This window comes from Vibrio sp. HA2012 (genome assembly GCF_002812955.1).
GTDB lineage: Bacteria > Pseudomonadota > Gammaproteobacteria > Enterobacterales > Vibrionaceae > Vibrio.
In genome coordinates, this window is the sequence record NZ_PFXK01000002.1 from 36686 (window position 1) to 54512 (window position 17827).

Below are 17827 nucleotides of genomic sequence, written 5' to 3' on the forward strand. Positions count from 1 at the left end.
TTATCCAGCGAACACAGAAGATTAAATCACACTTGTAGAAACTCAGTAAGTGTTTCTGCAAGTGTGGTTACTGCCGTTTTCAGCTCTTCCGGTGTGGAGTTTGTGAAGTTCAGGCGTAGTGCTGACTTTGCCTGCATTTCTTCAGGATAGAAAACAGGACTGGGTACCACAGCGACATAGCGGGAGAGTAATAGTTTTGCTAGTGCAAAAGTGTTGCATTTCGGTAGTGATAACCAGACAAACATACCCCCGTCAACCGGGGTGACGTTACAGCTTTCTGGGAGTTTTTCCTGTAATTCGGCCAGAAGTACCTTATAGCGAGACTGGTACAGTTCGCGGATTCGTTTTATATGTAACGGAAAATCTTTGTGTTGCAGTAAACCCAGCAGCAGAGCCTGCATTGGAGTACTTGAGTGAAGATCGGCTCCTTGTTTTATTTTTATCATTGGGTCGATATAACTTGCCTTACCTGTTACTGCTCCTAGTCTCAGTCCCGGGGAGGCTATCTTGGAGAAAGAACGCAGTACAATCGAATGCTGAGGACAGAAATTAGCAGCCTGAGAGAGAGTTTTTCCGGAAAAACGTAATTCCCGGTAAGGGGCGTCTTCAATCAGTGTAACATTGTATTTGATACATAGCTTTGCTACATGTTTACGGGTTTCCAACGGCCAGCATATACCCGTTGGGTTATGGAAATCCGGTACAGCATAAAACAGTTTTGGCAACAGAGTGGCAAAGTAGGTCTCCAGCTCATCGAGATCCGGTCCAGTTTCTGTTTGTGAAACGGTCACGATATTCGCTTGTACCAGTCTGAATACCTGCATTGCACCAAGGTAACTTGGTGCTTCCATCACAATGGTATCCCCCGGATTGATGTATGCCCGTGCAAGCAGATCCAGCCCTTGTTGAGAACCGGTACAGAGCATTACTTTATGCGTATTTGGAAGCTGATAATATTGGCTGAGATAGTCCATCAGGGGCTGATATCCGGCGGTGTTTCCGTACTGAAAAACGTCGGGCATGTCCACAAGCTTCTCGAGTGTAGGTTTCATCAGTTCGACTGGAAAGGTTGCTTTATCCGGTAGTCCTCCGGCCAGAGAGATAACCCGCTCATCGCTGGTGGCATTGAGAATTTCCCGTATATATGAAGACTGAATTTGTTGTAATGACTGTGCAATTTCCATGTGACTTTCCGATGATTAATGGATGAAGAAATAAGTTTGCTCAAGCATATCGTGTGTTGCGTAATAATGAGTGTCCATTTATGCTTATAAAATTGTCCATTCATGATTTTTTACGAATGAATATTCAACATACTTCGCGTATTAATGATGTTTTGTTTTATATCCATCAGGATATTACCCGGGATCTCAGCGGTTCTGTTCTGGCGGATGTAGCCGCTTATTCTGAACAGCATTTTCATCGTATCTTCCGGCAGACGGTTGGAGAATCCGTGCATCAATATATTCTGCGTACCCGGATGGAATATGCAGCTAATCAATTGATGTTTGATGCGGACTCACCGGTATTAGAGATCGCCAACAAATGTGGGTTCAATTCTGCATCGTCATTTAGCCGTATGTTTAAACGTCGTTTCCATATGTCACCGGGAGAGTGGCGCAAGCATGATTTGCAGTCGGGTGCCAAGCCATATCTAGCCGATATGGAGATTGCCAGAGGCTATGAAAGTGCGACCAAAAGAGGTATTCCGGCACCGAAAATCACAGAAGTGCCGGATCGGATCGTCGCCTATGTTCGGCATCTGGGATATAACCGTTCAATTAAGAGCGCATGGTTGTTGCTCAGGGCGTGGGCGAAGACGGAGGGAAGAGATTTTTCCGTGCAGTACGGCTTGCATCACTCTAATCCTGCATGGGTAGCGTTAAATGAATGCCGCTATGTTGCCAGTATCGAAATTGATCAGCCTCTGAGGTATCGTGGCAATGTAAATCAGATGACAATCCCTGGAGGCTTGCATGCCGTATTCTCTCTGCAAGGTGTTTATGGTGAGTTATTACCGCAAATCAGTCATATACTAGAGCAATGGCTGCCTTCCTCCGGATTTAAGATGGGCGCTACCCCCGCTTATGTGCATTACCATAAGAATCATTTTTTGGCTGATGATGAATGCTTTATACTGGATTTTTACCTGCCGTTGCTGTTCTGAATGGCTTTCCTGTTACTGCCACATTACCAGTATGGCGGCAATGGCAATCAGTATCAGCGCAGTAATATCTTTGCGTTTAATCTTTTCTTTCAGCCAGAAGAAAGAGATCAGCATAGTGAAAAATACTTCCACCTGACCGAGAGTTTTAACGTAAGGTACGGCCTGCAGAGACATGGCACTGAACCAGCCAAAGGAGCCGATGCAACTGGCAATACTGGTCATGATAACCAGCTTGGGTTTTCTAAACATGGTGAGCAGCGTGGTTCTGTCGCGGAGCATCAGATAACTGACCAGCATGATAGTCTGGATGGAGATCACCAAAAACAATACCCATGCAGCACTGTGAGGAAAGGGGAGATGCAGGCTCAGGCTTGCTTCTCTGACCCACAGGGAAGTGAGTGCGAAAGAACTGCTACATGCCAGCCCCAGTAGAGCGGTGGAAAGAGAAATGCTTCTGAAGCCATGTGGGCAACTCAGGATCAATACGGCAATACCGCCGAGCAGAACTCCAGCCCATCCTATCAGGCTGAGTGATGTGCCAAAGAATAAAACACCCAGAAAGGCCGAAACCGGAGCTTCACTTTTGGCCAGCCCTGCACCGATAGCGAAATTTTTCTGTTTAAATAACACCACCATGAGCGAGGTGGCAACTATTTGCATTACTGAAGCACCGAAAATAAAGAAGGTGGATTCTCCGGTTATTTGTGGAAGATCTGCTGGTTTCCACTGGTAAAGCGAAACCAGATAAATGAGTGCTAACGGACTGGCCCATAAAAATCTTGCCAGCGTTACTCCCGTAACGTTGAGATGTTTACTTAACTGACTTTGAAATGCGTTGCGCCAAGACTGGCTAAAAGCTGCAAGAAGGGTAAATAATATCCAGTTCATTATTGATTTTCTGATCTTGTTTATGTTTTTGGGCAACAACTTTACCGCAAAGCGGATGTTATGTGATCTAATATGGTGAATTATTTTCTGGTTTATAGTGTTGCTTTAGTCGGCACATCAATAGAAGGGATAGAACATGAGACAACATCTTATTTCAATGACGGTAGGTTTATGGCTGACTACTTTTTTTGTGGCATTCCACAATGAGCCTATGTTTTACGGCACATGGGTCTGTGTCGGTATTGCCGGCACACTGAGTGCCGGGCTGTTCTTTACCCGGCAGCGTACGGCGAAGTAGAACATCAGATATTTCTGGCCGTCAGGTGTGTAAAACCATTTTTGATCAGGCTTGTTTCTACAATTTCAATCACGGTTCGGCTGGTGGATTCTTTAATAATATCGGAACTGCTGGCTTTGTTCTGGATTAACCGGGATACGTGTTGTATTTCATGTTCAAACCCGCCCCCCTGTGTTTGAGGGGATATCTGAAACTGCTCTCCCTGATACTCAATATCAATTACTTTAGGGTTCCACCATTTATCCTGAATCACAATCTTTACATTCGGGCCGCTCAGAATTGCTATTCTTTCCATATCATTTGTAATGGAGGCTCCTATCGTGCCGGATACCGGACCGGAAAACTGGTAAATAGCCGTTTCATCGACTCTGGTTTGCGGATTATTCTGAACAAATTGCGTTGTCAGTTCTCCGGTTGACAGACCAAGGCAGTCACATAAGTCGGCATATAGCCACAAGGGATAGACCCCGACATCCAGAGAAGCACCACCACATAAATCAGGAGCAAATACCCGGTTGTTGATATCAAAAGGAACAGCCCCGCCGTAAGCTGCATCAATATGGCTAATCTGAATATGATTGTTCTGAATAAACTGACGTAGTGAGCGATAGGCTGGAAATGTAATTGTTTTCATAGCTTCAATTAGCAGTCGGTTTTGCTTTCGTGCCAGAGTGAACATTTCATCCCAGTCTGCGGTATTTGTGAGTGCTGGTTTTTCAACCAGTACATGCTTGCCATGTTGCAAATAGAGTTCAATTAATGATTTGTGGGTCGGGTTGATGGTGGCGATATATACAGCTTCAATATTAGGATCTGCAGCCATTTCCTCATAAGAAGCATAACTTTTGATACCTTGAAATTCGGAGATAAATTCAGTTGCTCGTGTCACTGAACGGGCTGCAGCACCATACAACATTGCATCCGGACAGTGTTGAGTTAAATCAGCGGCAAAGCGATGTGCGATCTGACCAATGCCGGCGATTCCCCAGCGGACGGCTTGTGGTTGCATATTAAGCAGGCTCCTATGATGAAAGAGATGTGTCATAAAATTACATTTTTTATTCTGTAATAAGCGGTAATTTATTTTGGAGTGTGAAATAAATTACAAAATAAGATCGTAATCACGTTATTTCTTCAATGTGATTTTTTAAATGTAAATTATGTGATTCCTATCACCTTTATTCTTCTTATTGGTTTTTTGTTTTTGTGATCTTTATTTAAAAAAATTTATTGACTAAATGAATGTGATTATTTTGGAATTTTTTTACATTTCCCGTTTGTGATTTTGATCACTCAAAATCTGTTTTTTGCTTTTTGCTGTGTGATCTTTTTCACGAAAACCCCGTTCAGAAGTCAATTGAAATTTAGTGTGGTAAGTTGATTGTGTCTTAAGCAAACAACAAACGGTTTTTACCAGAAACCGTACACACCATTTTTGCAGAACATCGAACGGGGTAGTTATATGTTATCACCAGAAGCAAAGGTTAAGGTACAAAATTTTGGCCGATTCCTTTCTAACATGGTAATGCCTAACATCGGCGCATTCATCGCCTGGGGCTTCATTACCGCATTATTTATTCCAACCGGCTGGGTGCCAAATGAAACGCTGGCTTCCATGGTTGGCCCTATGATCAAATTCCTGCTACCACTGCTGATCGGCTATACCGGTGGTAAGATGGTTGGTGGTGACCGCGGTGCCGTTGTCGGTGCTGTAACAACCATGGGAGTTATCGTTGGTACGGACATCCCAATGTTCATGGGTGCAATGATTGCTGGTCCTCTTGGTGGCCTTGCGATTAAAAAATTCGATCAGGCGATTCACGGTAAAGTGAAAAGTGGTTTCGAAATGCTGGTCAACAACTTTTCTGCCGGTATCATCGGGATGATCTGTGCCATTGCTGCCTACATGATTATTGGCCCTGCAGTAAAAGTATTGTCCAGTGCTCTGGCTTCTGGCGTAAATGTTCTGGTTGAAACTGGCGTGCTTCCTCTGACTTCTCTTTTTGTTGAACCTGCTAAGATCCTGTTCCTGAACAACGCGATCAACCACGGTATCTTCTCTCCTCTGGGTATTCAGCAGTCAGAAGAAATGGGCCGTTCAATCTTCTTCCTGATTGAAGCGAACCCGGGTCCGGGTCTGGGTCTGCTGCTGGCTTATATGATGTGTGGTAAAGGCAGTGCTAAACAGTCTGCTGCTGGTGCATCTATTATCCATTTCTTAGGTGGTATCCACGAAATTTATTTCCCATATGTACTGATGAATCCTCGTCTTATTCTGGCTGTGATTTCTGGTGGTATGACGGGTGTCTTTGTCAACGTTATGTTTGATTCCGGTCTGGTTTCTCCTGCTTCACCGGGTTCTATCTTTGCGGTACTACTGATGACACCTAAGGCTGCGTTTGTCGGTGTTATTCTGTCTGTTATCTGTTCTGCTGTCGTGTCGTTCTTTGTTGCTTCACTGCTAATGAAAACTCAGAAGCAGACTGAAGACGATGATTCTCTGGAAAAAGCAACCAGCCAGATGCAGGACATGAAAGCCAGTGCTAAGGGCGCAGTTGCTTCTGCGGATATTGATATGGCGGCTGTGCGTAAAATTATCGTAGCCTGTGATGCCGGTATGGGATCCAGTGCGATGGGCGCGGGTCTGCTGCGTAAGAAAGTCGAAGCTGCTAACCTGAATATCGAAGTAACCAATGTGGCTATCAATAACCTTCCGGGTGATGTAGATATTGTTGTTACGCATAAAGATTTGACTGACCGTGCTCGTAAGCATGCGGCTCATGCGAAGCACCTTTCTCTGTCTAACTTCCTGGATGGTGAACTGTATGACAATCTGGTGGCAGAACTGGTGTCTGCTCAGTCAGCTACAGCACAGCCTGCTGTGCCAGTCGCTACAAATGTTGCTAGTGAAGAGAAAACATTAAAACTGACCCATGAACATATCTTTCTGGGAATGACAGCGACAACAAAAGAAGACGTGATTAAATTTGCCGGTGAGCAGTTAGTGAAACTGGGTAATGTGGCGGCTGAATACATCGACGGTATGCTGGCACGTGAACAACTGGTTTCTACTTATCTGGGCGAATCTATCGCGGTTCCTCATGGCACAATCGAAACCAAGCAGTATGTAGAAAAGACCGGCATCGTTTTCTGCCAGTTCCCTGATGGTGTTCAGTGGGGAGAAGATGAAGATGATGTTGCCAAAATGGTTATCGGTATTGCTGCTCAAGGCGATGAACATATTCAGGTCATTACGGCCATTACAAATTCACTTGATGACGAAGAAGCTATTGAATGTCTGAAAACGACAAATAATCCAGAAGACGTACTACGTATTCTGAACGCGTGATTTAGCTTTGGAGTCTATGCTCCTAACCCAAGTGGACTTTAGGCCGGTACTTCCGTCCGGCCTTCTTTTTCGAATTCCCAATTTTCTTAGGTAAATATTATGAAAGCATTGCATTTTGGTGCCGGTAACATAGGTCGCGGCTTCATTGGTAAACTACTGGCGGATGCCGGTGTGGAAGTGACATTTGCTGATGTCAACGAAACGGTCGTTAATGCTCTTATCGAACGTAATGAGTATCCGGTAAAGGTCGTTGGTGCTGACTGCGTTATAGAAAAAGTTACCGGTGTTACAGCCCTGAACTCTATGGATCCACAAGTTGTAGACTGTATTGCATCTGTTGATATGATCACAACGGCGGTTGGTCCGACGGTTTTGAAAATTATCGCAAAAACTTTGGCGGCAGGTCTGGAAAAAAGAATGGCAGCCGGTGTTACAACACCACTGAATATTATTGCTTGTGAAAATATGGTACGTGGTACCAGCCAACTGAAAGAGGCAGTGTTTGAGCTGTTGTCTGATGAAGTGAAAGCAAAAAGTGAAGAACTGGTTGGCTTTGTCGATTCTGCGGTCGACCGCATTGTACCGCCAGCTGAAGAGGGTGAAACAGATCCGTTAGCAGTTACTGTTGAAACTTTCAGTGAATGGATCGTTGATGAAACTCAGTTCAAAGGTGACATCCCCGACATTCAGGGTATGGAGCGTACTGACAATCTGATGGCATTTGTTGAGCGTAAATTGTTTACCTTAAACACTGGTCATTGTGTAACTGCCTATCTGGGGAATCTGAAAGGCCATAAAACAGTTCGTGAAGCGATTGAAGATTTGGCTATTCGTAGCGATGTTAAAAAAGCCATGGAAGAAAGTGGTGAAGTTCTGATCAACCGTTATGGATTTGAACGTGAAAAACATGCTGCCTATATTGAAAAAATCTTAGGCCGTTTTGCTAACCCTTATCTGGTGGATGAAGTTGATCGCGTTGGTCGTCAGCCTCTCAGAAAACTAAGTAAGGATGACCGTCTGATTAAACCTTTACGCGGTACAATTGAATACAGCACAAGCAACGAAACCCTGCTTAAAGGAGTGGCAGCTGCTCTTAAATATACTAATGACGGCGACCCACAGGCGGTTGAACTGCAGCAGGCGATTATTGATACAGGGGTCAGAAAAACACTGGAAAAATATACTGGCTTGGCAGAGGACTGTGTTGAAGTCGCTAAGATAGAAGCACTGTATACGCAGATAGCGTAAATAGAGTTGTAGTAATAGTAGTCATAAAAATATAACTATAAACCGGTATTAAGTTTGGGGAGCCCGTTGGCTCCCTTTTTTTATTTCTTATCCTGAGCGGAATCTTTGTCGCAAAATTACACTTTGTTACTAAGCATTTCTTTCTGGTTACCAAAGAGGAAGAAAGCCATTGATTGATATTGATGATGATCACAATTATTCTTTTGTGATTTTTTTTAATTAATTACAATGTGATGTTCATCTCTATTTTGGTTGGCTTGATTTTTTTAATTATGTGATCTTTGCTCTTAAATAATTGTTGATAAATTAAATTATAGGCTCGTGTAATTAAATTACACATCGCTGATGTGAGAGTAGTCACGATAAAAAGACTCTGATAGTAAAGATTGTGTAATCTATATCACAAAAATCCCGCTTGAGAGTATTTCGTTATCTAGTGTGTTAATTTGTTTGTGTCTTAAGCAAACAACAAACGGTTTTTAGCAAAAACCATATACATAAACATAATAGAACATCGAATGGGGTACTGAATATGTTATCACCAGAAGCGAAGGTTAAAGTCCAGAACTTTGGCCGATTCCTCTCTAACATGGTAATGCCTAACATCGGCGCGTTTATCGCCTGGGGTTTCATTACTGCGCTATTTATTCCAACCGGCTGGGTGCCAAACGAAACGCTGGCTTCCATGGTTGGTCCTATGATCATGTATCTGCTGCCACTGCTGATCGGTTATACCGGTGGTAAGATGGTCGGCGGTGACCGCGGTGCCGTTGTCGGTGCTGTAACAACCATGGGGGTTATCGTTGGTACGGACATCCCAATGTTTATGGGAGCGATGATTGCCGGTCCTCTTGGTGGTCTTGCGATTAAGAAATTCGATCAGGCGATTCACGGTAAAGTGAAAAGCGGCTTCGAAATGCTGGTCAACAACTTCTCTGCCGGTATTATCGGTATGATCTGTGCGATTATCGCTTATATGATCATCGGTCCTGCAGTAAAAACATTATCCAGTGCTCTGGCGTCTGGTGTAAACGTTCTGGTTGATACGGGCATCCTTCCTCTGACTTCTCTTTTTGTTGAGCCTGCAAAGATCCTGTTCCTGAACAACGCGATCAACCACGGTATCTTCTCGCCACTGGGTATTCAGCAGTCCGAAGAAATGGGTCGTTCAATCTTCTTCCTGATTGAAGCGAACCCGGGTCCGGGTCTGGGTCTGCTGCTGGCTTATATGATGTTTGGTAAAGGCAGTGCAAAACAATCTGCCGCCGGTGCTTCTATCATTCACTTCCTGGGTGGTATCCACGAAATCTACTTCCCATACGTACTGATGAACCCTCGTCTGATCCTGGCAATGATCGGTGGCGGTATGACGGGTGTCTTTGTCAACGTTATGTTTGAATCTGGTCTGGTTTCTCCTGCTTCACCGGGTTCTATCTTTGCGGTACTGCTGATGACACCTAAATCTGCATTTGTGGGTGTGATTCTGTCGGTTATCTGTTCTGCGGCAGTCTCTTGTGTGATCGCGTCCTTCCTGCTGAAAACTCAAAAGCAGACAGAAGGTGACGATTCACTGGAGCAGGCAACAAACCAGATGCAAGACATGAAAGCGTCTTCTAAAGGTATGGCTCCTGCAGTTGAAATTAACATGGCAAATGTACGCAAAATCATCGTTGCGTGTGATGCAGGTATGGGTTCCAGTGCAATGGGTGCAAGCCTGCTGCGTAAGAAAGTAGAAGCAGCTAACCTGAATATTGATGTGACTAATCTGGCTATCAACAACCTGCCAGGAGATGTGGACATTGTTGTTACGCACAAGGATCTGACCGACCGTGCACGTAAACATGCCGCAAATGCGAAGCATATTTCCCTATCTAATTTCCTGGATAATGCGCTGTATGACAATCTGGTGGCGGAACTGTCAGCCGCTCAGCAGAGTGCTTAATCAGACATTATTATTGTTTCCAGTTATTACGCGCAAGCCGGTCAGTCTCTGACCGGTTTTTTTGCGTATAAAATAAATATCAGTATCAGAAACGTTCGTTTGGTCACGATCCAAAAAGAAAAAAACAGACTTCCAGAACTATGCTTACAGTATCGGCATTACAAAGGTTTACGGTATAACAACAATAAGGCAGACAGTAGCTTATGTATTATCTGACGATGGGTATCGGGCTTCTGGGAGGGTTGGCGATTTTCCTCTATGGTATGGAGAAAATGTCACATGCACTGAAAAGTGTGGCCGGAGATAAACTGAAAACGCTTCTTGCCAGACTGACGACCAACCGGTTTACTGGTGTTCTGACCGGCGTCGGAATTACTGCTGTTGTGCAATCATCATCGGTTACCACTGTATTATTGGTCGGTTTTATTTCTGCTGGCTTTATGTCACTCTCGCAGGCCGTCGGTGTAATTATGGGGGCCAACATTGGCTCTACGGTAACGGTTCAGATTATTGCTTTTAAAGTTACACAGTCAGCATTGGCTATGGTGGCTCTGGGCTTTTTAATTCGTTTTAATGCCAAGCTGGAACGAAGCAAACATTACGGTGATATCCTTTTTGGATTCGGTCTTATCTTTCTGGGAATGAACATGATGGGGGAGTCGATGGCTCCGGTTCGTTCCTATCAGCCGTTTATTGATGCATTTGCTCATACCGATAATATGTTGCTAGCTATTGTAGCCGGAACTTTGTTCACGGCTTTGGTGCAGTCTTCTGCGGCAACGACAAGTATTGTTCTGGTATTGGCAGGGCAGGGGTTGATTTCTCTGGAAGCCGGAATTGCGCTGACTATGGGAGCGAATATCGGAACCTGTGTGACGGCGTTACTGGCTTCGATTGGTAAGAGCCGGGAGTCGATTCAGGCAGCAACAATACACATATTATTTAATATTGCCGGAGTCATTATCTGGCTTCCTTTTATCCGTATATTGGCTGGTATGAGTATCGAATTGTCTCCTGATTATGCTCAACTATCGGGTATAGATCGTCTTTCTGCCGAGCTACCCAGACAGATCGCCAATGCACATACGCTATTTAATGTGATAAATACAGTGGTCATGTTGCCGTTTAGTGGTGTGTTTATTTTTGTTGTCCGAAAGATTATTCCATATCAGTCTAAATCCGTGACCGACAAAAAAGCCAAAGGTATTCAGCCTAAATACTTGGGTAAGGAATTTCTGCATACTCCAGATATTGCTTTGGATCAGGCTAGACTGGAGATAGGACGTGTAGGACGGAGGGTGTGTAATATGTTGAATATTCTACCCCCTCTGGCATTTAAGCTGCCGGATGCAGACGATAGGGGGAAAATACGGGAGCAACTTAATCAGATTGAACAGATCGAGGAAGAAGTGGACAGATTGCATGCGGAGATATTGTCGTACCTCGGCAGCCTGAGAAAGCAGCCGTTGTCGGATATTCAGAGCTACCGTCAGATCCGTCTGATCAGCATGACGGATCAACTCGAGAGTGTTGCGGATTTAATCGTCGACGCTTTACTTCCTCTGGAATATAAAGCACTTAATGCCAATATTTCGGTCAGTCCTATGATGCGACACACTCTGGATGATGTTCAGGGGAGGGTGAATCAGGCCATGCTGGATTGCGTGAACGCGATCCGAAGAGGAGATGACTCTCTTGCCCAGCAGGTATTGATTGCTAAAAGAGAGCTTAATGCGTTGCTGGATGCTGTTTTGGCACATCAGGCCGAAAGGCTGGTTGAAGAGGATCCGAATCGCCTGCTGGTTTTTCGTTATGAGATGGAATGGGTTGAGCAACTGAAGCGTGTCTATACATTAAGTAAACGGATAGCCAAGCTACAACTCAGAAAATATGCTACAGACCCGACAATACAAGGGCAATAAGGCGTGTTTGAACCAAAATCAGTAAGGATTACCTCTGAAAATTTGCTATACTCTGCACAACCATGACAGAGGATTGATAAAAAGGTAGTAGATTATACTATCCTTTAGCCTTTCCAATTTTCCGTTTTGATTGGATTGATCACGTGTATAAGAAATTAAAAACCTCTTTTGCCAATACAGCAATTGCTGAGATGCCGGCAAAAACAAAAATAACTGTTTTTGCTTTTCCTGTTGTCGCTGCAGCATTTTTATTTATTTTACTAAGCAGCTCCAATGGACGAAAAGATATTCCTATTCAGTTTAAAGATATGCCTGTTTATGAGGCGGCGACAGAGTCCGCATCGGCTACAGGGGCAACTGAACTTCCCCATTATGTTTATACCATCCGTAAAGGTGATAATTTAAGCTCCATCTTTGAGCGTTTGGGTTTCGCATACGGCGATATGATGAAAGTGATGGAAGCTGATCTTAACTATCTGATGCTGGATACTCTACAGCCGGGAAATGATCTGCTTTTTTGGCGTGCAGAAGATGGAAAAAGCCTGCAGAAAATGGTGCTTAAATTTAATATTGCTGATCAGGTAGCGTATACGCGCCTGAGTGATGATGAATTTGAATTCGCTGATATCTCTATTCCCGGGACTTGGGAGGTTATGCCTCTTATTGGTGAAATTCAGGGGAATTTTTCGATATCAGCGAATCGTGCAGGTTTGAATATTGCGGAAATTGACCAGATTAATACCTTGCTAAAAGATAAAATTAATTTTGGTCGTGATTTACGAGCCGGTGATCGTTTTGAAATCGTACAGCGACGACAGTTTGTAGATTCAGTTCCGACCGGGAAGAGAGAGATTCAGGCAATCCGTTTCCATAACAGAGGGCAGGAGATAACCGCTTATCTGCACACCGATGGTCAGTTTTATGATGAAAATGGAAAAAGTCTGCAGCGCGCCTTTATGCGTTACCCTACAACGAAACGGTGGCGGATTTCTTCACCATTTAATCCGAATCGTCGTCACCCTGTTACCGGGCGTATTTCACCGCATAACGGTACGGATTTCGCAGCCCCAATCGGTACTCCGGTACTGTCTACTGGAGATGGTACGGTTGTGTTGACCCGTAATCATCCTTATGCGGGTAAATATATTGTGATTCAGCATGGTAGTACCTATAAGACACGTTATTTGCACCTGAGCAAGATTTTGGTGAAGAAAGGACAAAAAATTTCCCGTGGTCAGCGTATTGCACTTTCTGGCAACACTGGGCGTTCAACAGGACCTCACCTGCACTATGAATTTATTATTCGTGGTCGTCCGGTTAATGCGATGAAAGCGAAAATTCCAATGGCAAGCTCAGTGGCTCAGAAAGATTTGAAATCGTTTAAGGCCAAAATAGCAGAGTATAATAATCTGCTTGATCAGCAGGTGATAGCCAGACTTAATTAATCAGGTGTGTGTATTGGGCTGCCGTTGGCAGCCTTTTTTAATCTTCCGGTAAATAGTGGATATACATGTTACAGAATGAATTTGAAACGCTGGTAAAACAGCTATGTGCACAGGAAAACCTACCTCAGGCGCTGGAATTACTTAAAGCCAGTGATGATACAGAAATTGCTGAAGCTGCTCATTCTCTGGCCGGGCAGTTTGCTCTGGCAGAAGCCGAAGGAGAGAAACGTATCTATCATATGACGGTTCAGGAAAATGCTCAGGGTGAGCAAGAGGAATTTGTCGAGTACGTTATGAATGAAGGTGATGATATTATTATTTTTGTAGCCTGGTTCTTTTATTCTATGTTCGATGTCAAACAGAAAGAAACGTATCAGGCAGCAGGTAAGACTTACCGGCAACCGAAACGAAAATAAACACCCCTCCCCTGAGGGGGAAGGGGTGTCGGTTCTAACCGGAAGATCTTACAAGAAAGCTTTATACGGCAGTTCCGGTTCGTCGGTAAAGATGTCGCGGAAGCCTCGGAAGTGTTGATAATACATACGGCCTTTGTCGGTCGGATAGGTGTATTTACCGCCAACCTGCCAGAAGAATGGTGCAAAACCATATTGCAGGCGTTCTTTCTTCATATTCCAAAGTACTTCGATTTCCCGCGGATCATTTTGGAAGTTTGCCCAAATATCGTGGTGGAATGGGACAACAACTTTGCAGTCCAGTGCTTCTCCGGCTCTCAAAATATCGGAAGCAGTCATTTTATCTGTTACGCCACGAGGGTTTTCTCCGTAAGAAAGCAGGGCAACATCAATCTTATATTCATTACCATGTTTGGCATAATAGTTAGAATAGTGAGAGTCACCAGAGTGGTAGAGTGAACCACCAGTAGTTTCAATCAGGTAGTTCACTGCCCGGGCATCCATTCCGTCCAGAATTTCTTTATCATAAGAAGATGTTCCTTCTGGAAGGGTTACCAGTGCTGTACGGTCAAAAGAGTCCAGTACTTTTATCAGAGCGTCACCGACCTGAATTTCATCCCCAACTCTGGCGACGATACAACGCTCTTCCGGTACACCCCAGCCCATCCATAGATCCACACACGCCTGAGGGCCGATAAACTTAACGTGATCGCCGCAGTTCTGCAGTACAGCTGCTGCAACGTTTACGTCAATATGATCGGCATGGTCATGAGAAGCCAGTACCGCATCAATTTCTTTAATCGCAAACGGATCCATCGGAAAAATTGAGGTTCTCAGGTTTGGCTGCAGCTCGCGGACGCCACCCATGCGCATCATCTGATGCTGATTTTTCATCAGCGCATTCTTTTGGGTTTTCTTTCCGGTACCACACCAGAAGTCCATGGAAATATTGGTGTTTCCTTCTGTTTTTAGCCAGATACCGGTACAACCCAGCCACCACATAGAGAATGTGCCAGGCTGTACTTCGGTTTTTTCAATTTCCTCATTAAGCCAGGTACCCCATTCAGGGAATGTGCTTAAAATCCAGGACTCGCGAGTGATCTCGTTTACTTTGCTCATGTTATCTACCTATCATTTCACTAAACTAAAATAACGTCGATGCCTCTGTCTCTCAGTCTTTCGATGACATTTTCATCCGCATCTTTACCCGTTATCACGATATCTATTTTGGTGGCGGGGCAGAACAACATGCCCGAACGTTGCCCAACCTTAGAGCTGTCCACAACCACAACCAGTTTACCAACCTGTTCCAACATCTGCTGTTCAGCGACCGCTGTGAGCATATCTGTTTTATAAAGTCCTTGTTCAGTCAGGCCTTTACCACTGGTAAACATCCAGTGTCCAGCATACGTTCCTGACAGCTCAGGTGTTGGATTGAGGAAGATATTTTTAGATTTGTTGTACTGACCACCAGTGATAATGACGCACTCGTGATCCTGTTCAATCAAATAGCTGGCTAGCGGAAAATAGTTAGTGATGATTTTGATATCCTGGCCACAAAGTTCCTGACCAAGCATAAAAGCAGTTGAACCACAGTTAATAACTACACTGTCCCCTTTGCCGCATAACTGTGCGGCACGGTGGGCTATGAGCGATTTCTCCCGGAAATTTTCTGTATTATCCATATTTAACGGAGACCAAACTTTTTTCCGAGTTTCCAGACGCTGAGCCCCATTACGAACTTTTCTCAGCTTTCCCTGCTCATCCAGTTTGGTCAGATCTCGTCGGGCTGTTGCAGGAGAAACATTAAAAGCATCAATAATGGCATTGACGCTGATAGAGTTTTTCTCATCCAGCAGAGAAAGGATTCCGTTATGTCTTTGGGACTCGTTCATAGCATTAACCAGTAATTGTTTATCAACCACAACCTTTGTGGTTCTTCTATTTTCATCACTCTATTTTCACATACTATTCATAAATAATCATTTTCTGTTATCACATGTTCATATTTACTCATGGGTTATCTCTTTATGATTGCAATATGATTATTCATGATTTGTTTTGATTCTATTGTTCATGGGTGGATTCGTCAATTTGTGATAGATCAAAAATATGATCTGAATCACCAAGTTCTGTAACTCATTGATTTTTATTGTTACTGGTGGTTTTTTGATTAGTTGGATGGAAATTTAGTGATCAGAACAACGGATTTTAATACGAGAAATGAGTAAACTTGATGGTCGTCAAAATAATCAAAAGTGAGCATTGAATGATTATTTGTGATTGTTAGGATTGGTTGCGTGAGCAAAAGTTGAGTGGATCTGATTTTTAGTGCATAAAGTCCGTCCACTCTGTCCTACAAATAACTAAATTATTAAAAGGGGTAAAAATATGGAGTTTCTCTACGACGCTTTCTATATTTTTTACAGTCAGGTAATGACAAAAGCACCGCTGTTGCTGGGTTTGGTAACCTGTATTGGTTATTGGCTGCTGCGCCGCGATCCAACTACAATCATTAAGGGTACGATTAAAACTATTGTTGGCTTTATGCTGGTTCAAGTTGGTGCCGGTACTTTGGTTAAAGGGTTCAAACCTGTTATTGAAAAACTTTCCGAATACCACGGTTTAACCGGTTCTGTCATTGACCCGTACACAGCCATGATGGCGACCATGGAAACCATGGATGATAAATATTCATGGGTAGGGTATGCGGTACTGTTGGCTCTGGGCATTAACATTCTTTTGGTGTTGTTCCGCCGTTTTACCGGTATTCGTACCATTATGCTGACTGGACACATCATGTTCCAGCAAGCGGGACTGGTTGCGGTATTTTACCTTATTATGGGTGCTTCTATGTGGGAGACCATCATCTACTCTGCGGTATTGATGGCGCTGTACTGGGGGATCTCCTCTAATATTATGTTTAAGGCGACGGAAGAAGTTACTGGCGGGGCTGGTTTCTCTATCGGCCACCAGCAGCAGGTTGCGTCATGGATTGCAACAAAAGTAGCTCCGAAACTGGGTAATAAAGAAGACAGTGTCGATCATATCGACTTGCCCAAATGGCTGCATATTTTCCATGACAGTATTGCTGCAACAGCTATTGTGATGACGGTTTTCTTCGGCATTATCCTGTTGTCATTCGGTCTGGATAATCTGCAGGACATGGCTGGAAAAACTCACTGGACTATCTATATCCTTGAAACAGGTCTTAAGTTTGCTGTGGCTATTCAGGTTATCGTTGCTGGTGTGCGTATGTTTGTTGCCGAGTTGTCGGAAGCATTTAAGGGTATCTCTGAGCGTGTTATCCCTAATGCTGTTCTGGCGATAGACTGTGCGGCTATCTATGCATTCTCTCCAAACGCAATGGTCTTTGGTTTCATGTGGGGTGCTATCGGTCAGTTTACGGCAGTATTGGCAATGCTGGCATTTGATGCTCCGATTATGATCATTCCTGGCTTTATTCCTATGTTCTTCTCTAACGCAACCATCGGTGTGTTCGCTAACCATTTCGGTGGCTGGAAAGCGGTCATGAAGATCTGTTTCGTGATGGGTATTATTGAAGTTGTCGGTTCTGCCTGGGCTATTCATCTGATCAATGGTTATGGTGCTGAGTTTAACGGCTGGATGGGTATGGCTGACTGGGCTCTGGTATTCCCGCCAATCTTTGCTGGCTTGTCTGCATCCAAATCTTTCTTCTTTGTGCTGGTAGCATTATCTGGTGTGTATATGTTCTTTGCATCCAGACAATTACGTGCAGAAGAAGATGCTGCGGATAATTCTCCACTGGCAGAAGAACCTGAGATTGCTGCAGCGGTGGAAAAGGTTATGGAAGAGACCAAAGGGATGCGTCCTGTCAGTATTCTGGCGGTCTGCGGTAATGGTCAGGGGTCATCAATGATGATGAAAATGAAGATAGGTAAATATCTGGAGAAAAAAGGCATCCCACATGTGATGGATTCCTGCGCCGTCTCAGATTATAAATCCAAGCTGGCATCTACCGATATCATCGTATCGTCAAAGCATCTGTCTGGTGAGATGGAGGTCGGAGAAGGTAAGTTTATTCTGGGTGTACAAAATATGCTCAATCCAAATTCATTTGGTGACGAACTGGTCGATATTATTAACCAGAACTTCGCACTGCAGAAATAATCT

13 protein-coding genes and 1 pseudogene are annotated in these 17827 nt (G+C 44.0%); 9 read left to right on the plus strand and 5 right to left on the minus strand.

What is annotated here, in order from left to right:
* Positions 1-26 precede the first annotated feature (26 nt).
* Positions 27-1184: an aminotransferase-like domain-containing protein gene (locus tag CSW98_RS04120; protein ID WP_100799200.1), complete on the minus strand. Its 1158-nt coding sequence runs from the start codon at positions 1182-1184 to the stop codon at positions 27-29.
* Positions 1185-1300: 116 nt separating this feature from the next.
* Here CSW98_RS04120 and CSW98_RS04125 point away from each other — a divergent pair, with 116 nt between their 5' ends.
* On the plus strand, positions 1301-2167 hold the full coding sequence (locus CSW98_RS04125) for an AraC family transcriptional regulator (RefSeq protein ID WP_100799201.1): 867 nt from the start codon (positions 1301-1303) through the stop codon (positions 2165-2167).
* Between the two features lie 12 nt (positions 2168-2179).
* Here CSW98_RS04125 and CSW98_RS04130 read toward each other — a convergent pair whose 3' ends face one another.
* Positions 2180-3055: a DMT family transporter gene (locus CSW98_RS04130; protein ID WP_100799202.1), complete on the minus strand. Its 876-nt coding sequence runs from the start codon at positions 3053-3055 to the stop codon at positions 2180-2182.
* Positions 3056-3191: 136 nt separating this feature from the next.
* Between CSW98_RS04130 and CSW98_RS17510 the strand changes: the two genes are divergently transcribed.
* The gene (locus CSW98_RS17510) at positions 3192-3353 is read left to right on the plus strand and encodes a hypothetical protein (protein WP_157810323.1); all 162 of its coding nucleotides are present in this window, start codon (positions 3192-3194) and stop codon (positions 3351-3353) included.
* A 4-nt stretch (positions 3354-3357) separates the two neighbouring features.
* On the opposite strand, the gene CSW98_RS04135 is transcribed toward CSW98_RS17510, so the two are convergent.
* Complete coding sequence (locus tag CSW98_RS04135; RefSeq protein WP_100799203.1) at positions 3358-4362, minus strand: Gfo/Idh/MocA family protein; 1005 nt, start codon at positions 4360-4362, stop codon at positions 3358-3360.
* Positions 4363-4815: 453 nt separating this feature from the next.
* Here CSW98_RS04135 and CSW98_RS04140 point away from each other — a divergent pair, with 453 nt between their 5' ends.
* From CSW98_RS04140 to CSW98_RS04165, 6 genes and pseudogenes are all read left to right on the plus strand, one after another.
* Positions 4816-6702, plus strand: coding sequence for a PTS mannitol transporter subunit IICBA (locus tag CSW98_RS04140; RefSeq protein ID WP_100799204.1), 1887 nt, complete (start codon positions 4816-4818; stop codon positions 6700-6702).
* Positions 6703-6801: 99 nt separating this feature from the next.
* Entirely contained in the window at positions 6802-7950 is a 1149-nt protein-coding gene (locus CSW98_RS04145; protein WP_100799205.1) for a mannitol-1-phosphate 5-dehydrogenase, read from the plus strand.
* A 532-nt stretch (positions 7951-8482) separates the two neighbouring features.
* Positions 8483-9880, plus strand: a pseudogene (locus CSW98_RS04150) (PTS mannitol transporter subunit IICBA); the annotation flags it as partial.
* A 215-nt stretch (positions 9881-10095) separates the two neighbouring features.
* Positions 10096-11814 (plus strand): Na/Pi cotransporter family protein, encoded by a 1719-nt coding sequence (locus tag CSW98_RS04155; RefSeq protein ID WP_232733469.1) that lies wholly within the window; start codon positions 10096-10098, stop codon positions 11812-11814.
* A 191-nt stretch (positions 11815-12005) separates the two neighbouring features.
* Positions 12006-13259: a peptidoglycan DD-metalloendopeptidase family protein gene (locus CSW98_RS04160; RefSeq protein WP_100799598.1), complete on the plus strand. Its 1254-nt coding sequence runs from the start codon at positions 12006-12008 to the stop codon at positions 13257-13259.
* Between the two features lie 65 nt (positions 13260-13324).
* On the plus strand, positions 13325-13675 hold the full coding sequence (locus CSW98_RS04165; protein WP_100799206.1) for a hypothetical protein: 351 nt from the start codon (positions 13325-13327) through the stop codon (positions 13673-13675).
* A 48-nt stretch (positions 13676-13723) separates the two neighbouring features.
* On the opposite strand, the gene ulaG is transcribed toward CSW98_RS04165, so the two are convergent.
* Both ulaG and ulaR read right to left on the minus strand, forming a co-directional pair.
* Positions 13724-14791, minus strand: a complete 1068-nt coding sequence (ulaG, locus tag CSW98_RS04170) for an L-ascorbate 6-phosphate lactonase (RefSeq protein WP_100799207.1) — start codon at positions 14789-14791, stop codon at positions 13724-13726.
* A gap of 20 nt (positions 14792-14811) precedes the next feature.
* Positions 14812-15567 (minus strand): HTH-type transcriptional regulator UlaR, encoded by a 756-nt coding sequence (ulaR, locus tag CSW98_RS04175; RefSeq protein ID WP_100799599.1) that lies wholly within the window; start codon positions 15565-15567, stop codon positions 14812-14814.
* A 496-nt stretch (positions 15568-16063) separates the two neighbouring features.
* Here ulaR and CSW98_RS04180 point away from each other — a divergent pair, with 496 nt between their 5' ends.
* Positions 16064-17824: a PTS ascorbate-specific subunit IIBC gene (locus CSW98_RS04180; RefSeq protein ID WP_100799208.1), complete on the plus strand. Its 1761-nt coding sequence runs from the start codon at positions 16064-16066 to the stop codon at positions 17822-17824.
* The last annotated feature ends 3 nt before the right edge of the window (positions 17825-17827 follow it).

Coding starts and splice junctions, on each gene's coding strand:
- CSW98_RS04120 (WP_100799200.1), bottom strand. CDS start 1,184: ATGGAAATTGCACAGTCATTACAACAAATTCAGTCTTCATATATACGG.
- CSW98_RS04130 (WP_100799202.1), bottom strand. CDS start 3,055: ATGAACTGGATATTATTTACCCTTCTTGCAGCTTTTAGCCAGTCTTGG.
- ulaR (WP_100799599.1), bottom strand. CDS start 15,567: ATGAACGAGTCCCAAAGACATAACGGAATCCTTTCTCTGCTGGATGAG.
- CSW98_RS17510 (WP_157810323.1), top strand. CDS start 3,192: ATGAGACAACATCTTATTTCAATGACGGTAGGTTTATGGCTGACTACT.
- ulaG (WP_100799207.1), bottom strand. CDS start 14,791: ATGAGCAAAGTAAACGAGATCACTCGCGAGTCCTGGATTTTAAGCACA.
- CSW98_RS04125 (WP_100799201.1), top strand. CDS start 1,301: ATGAATATTCAACATACTTCGCGTATTAATGATGTTTTGTTTTATATC.
- CSW98_RS04135 (WP_100799203.1), bottom strand. CDS start 4,362: ATGCAACCACAAGCCGTCCGCTGGGGAATCGCCGGCATTGGTCAGATC.
- CSW98_RS04145 (WP_100799205.1), top strand. CDS start 6,802: ATGAAAGCATTGCATTTTGGTGCCGGTAACATAGGTCGCGGCTTCATT.
- CSW98_RS04160 (WP_100799598.1), top strand. CDS start 12,006: ATGCCGGCAAAAACAAAAATAACTGTTTTTGCTTTTCCTGTTGTCGCT.
- CSW98_RS04180 (WP_100799208.1), top strand. CDS start 16,064: ATGGAGTTTCTCTACGACGCTTTCTATATTTTTTACAGTCAGGTAATG.
- CSW98_RS04155 (WP_232733469.1), top strand. CDS start 10,096: ATGTATTATCTGACGATGGGTATCGGGCTTCTGGGAGGGTTGGCGATT.
- CSW98_RS04140 (WP_100799204.1), top strand. CDS start 4,816: ATGTTATCACCAGAAGCAAAGGTTAAGGTACAAAATTTTGGCCGATTC.
- CSW98_RS04165 (WP_100799206.1), top strand. CDS start 13,325: ATGTTACAGAATGAATTTGAAACGCTGGTAAAACAGCTATGTGCACAG.